The sequence below is a fragment of the Brevundimonas sp. TWP1-3 genome (assembly GCF_049896085.1).
In the GTDB taxonomy this organism is placed as follows: domain Bacteria; phylum Pseudomonadota; class Alphaproteobacteria; order Caulobacterales; family Caulobacteraceae; genus Brevundimonas.
In genome coordinates this window covers 1-1,679 of record NZ_JAFCTP010000009.1, presented here as the reverse complement: position 1 = coordinate 1,679, position 1,679 = coordinate 1, and the positions used below count along the sequence as shown (strand labels likewise).

At 55.9% G+C, this 1,679-nt stretch carries 1 protein-coding gene; it reads right to left on the bottom strand.

The window, feature by feature from the left end:
- Window positions 1-234: 234 nt before the first annotated feature.
- On the bottom strand, window positions 235-1,679 hold a 1,445-nt coding region (locus ACP693_RS17590; protein ID WP_426050124.1), incomplete at its 5' end, for a transposase.

Genomic DNA, 1,679 nt, shown 5'->3' with positions numbered 1-1,679 from the left:
ACTACTCACGGGCGCTGCTGGATCTGCGTCAGGAAGCGTTGGGTGAACAGGTTTATTCGAAGGGCGTGGCCAGCCTTGAGCATCAGCATCATGGCGCCACGGTGGCGGAGTGGATGATGCGTTTTGTAGCGCACAAGCCCGAGAGTGTTTAACGCTCAGAGCATCGCTAGCAGCTAGCTCCCACAGTGGATCTGTGTTTTACACAGGCCCCTGTGGGCATTGGTATCTACACATCTAAGTTCTTCGGCTGGCCATCCAGCCGATGGCTTCTTTAGCAAAAGCCGCCAGCTCCTCTGGGGTGTGTTGCTCCAACGTCTCACACATGGCCAAAAGCATGTATAAGCCCGCCAGCACCGCTGAAGCAGTAACCGGCTGTGAACGCTTCATTTGGCGGCCAGACAAGCGCACCAGAAAGTCCCGTGTTTGTTCAGCAAACTCACCTTCCGCCCGCATGATTCGCCAACTCACCGCACAAGCCTGACTGGCAATCAGCAGCCGTTTGAACACAGCTTCACCGCTTTCTTGCTGCCAATTTTCCAACTGATGCCCGCCGCCTTTGAGCAGCTTGAAGTAGGACTCGATGCGCCAACGCCAGTAATACCAAAGAGCCAATTGCTCGCCTGCAACCTGCTGTTCAAGATTGCTCAGCAAATACCATTCAGCCAGCAAACTACCGTCTGCGCCCATGATTCGGCTAATGATCAGCCGTGCCGGCAAGGGCTCTCCAGCCTTGTGCAGCGTCTTGCGCTCGGCCCTGTCTTTGAGAAACGGCTGCGCTTTACGGGTGAGTACGACTGACGCTTCCCCGACCCATTGAGTCGCCGGTTTCCCTTTGTATTGGACTTTGCGAGTTTCTGTGTAAACAAGCCCGCTACCAATCTTGCTCAACGGCTGGGATTGGCCCTCATAAGTGGCGGTGGAGCCTGCTTTTACGCGTAACAGCCAGTTCCAGCCCTCGGCCTGCCACCGCCTCATATGCGCTACTGAGTCGGCTTCTCGATCCACGATATGGACAAGTGGCTTGGCAAACTCTTGCTGCTCAAGCCAATCAATACGCTCTGTCAGTTCATCCAAGTGCTTTTCAGAAGCCAGCATTTGCTCGGCGCGGGTACTGAGCACGCCGTCCTTGGTTGCCAGGTTTTGCGCGGGGGTGCAGATCGGTGCACCGTCACGATCCGTCACAAGCAGGCTGCTTTGCAGCTCGTAACCGATGTCGCCCCGGTGGGTCATTTGCAAGCGGTCAGCTTTGCTGTGGTGGTGCATGTAATTGAGTCGTGACCAGTCATGCATGACCAGCGCGTAATCATCGCAACCCTCGCGGCAGCCCTCGTGCGCCAGGGCTAGCAGCGGTTTGACCAGATCAACAGGCTTGATCCGGTCATTACTCAGAAACCTCCAAAGCGCCTGTGTCTGTGCAAATGCCTTGTCCGTTCGGGGCAGGGCTTTCATCCCTGCCGCCAAAGCCGGTAGTCCATTACTGTGTCCCATGACTAACTCGTCGTATCGTTTTATCAGGCGGGCATCTAGCCCAGTCATTTGATATCCATGCCGTCCCTTTATAGACCAGGATCGGGAGATGTGTAGATACCAATGCAGCGATGAGGGCATCAGACTCAACATCATCGCTGTCTGAAAGTCCGCGATCGCTGGCAAGTCGACCCGTCGCACCGCAGCTCCCA